1 protein-coding gene and 1 pseudogene are annotated in these 691 nt (G+C 61.8%); both read left to right on the top strand.

The features are described from left to right. Positions 1–102 (top strand): annotated as a pseudogene (locus tag ACU8YE_RS23810) (pseudouridine synthase); the annotation flags it as partial. Between the two features lie 262 nt (positions 103–364). Then, positions 365–583, top strand: coding sequence for a hypothetical protein (locus tag ACU8YE_RS23805; RefSeq protein ID WP_071810810.1), 219 nt, complete (start codon positions 365–367; stop codon positions 581–583). The last annotated feature ends 108 nt before the right edge of the window (positions 584–691 follow it).

Genomic DNA, 691 nt, shown 5'->3' with positions numbered 1-691 from the left:
GGCATCGGCGCGCTCGACGTGTTCGCGCTCGGCCTTGCGCCCGGCGAAACGCGCGAGCTGCCGCCGCGCGCGCCGTGGGAACGCGCACAGCGGCCCGGATGACAATTCGGTGACGCGTTTCGCCCCGCGTCAACCGACTGCGAACCCGACGCGTTAAACCACGCAGATGCCACTCCCAGCTATCCGGCATTGGCGACCAAACCGCGGCCCCGTCGCTCGAGCGACACCCCCCGCGAACCGGCCGCCCGCAGCGCGAAGAGATTTTTCTCGATGCGTCTGTCAACCGAAAGGTGGATGGCACGTTAGACGACATGACTCCTATGCCGGGTCATTTGGTTAATTAACTAAAGCTGAGGAACACAACATGAACAAACTGATCGCCGCTCTGGTCGCTGGTCTCTTCGCAACGGCTGCTTTCGCGCAAGCTTCGGCTCCGGCCGCTGCTTCGGCTCCGGCTGAGAAGGCTGAAGCTGCTTCGGCACCGGCTAAGAAGGCCCACGCCAAGAAGCACCACGCCAAGAAGCATGCGAAGAAGGCCAAGGAAGCCAGCGCTGCTGAAGCCCCGGCTGCTGCTTCGAACTAAGCAAGCTATTTGTAAGACGCAGTCAAGAACAAGCTGTTGCCGTTCTTACGGCGTTGCAAGGCAGATCACCGCGAGGCGATCTGCCTTTTTGTTTTTGCCGCCCTCGCC

It is taken from the genome of Ralstonia sp. VS2407, assembly GCF_052950655.1.
Note: the sequence above shows the minus strand (reverse complement) of the source record. Positions and strands in the feature narration are given on the sequence as shown.

Coding starts and splice junctions, on each gene's coding strand:
- ACU8YE_RS23805 (WP_071810810.1), top strand. CDS start 365: ATGAACAAACTGATCGCCGCTCTGGTCGCTGGTCTCTTCGCAACGGCT.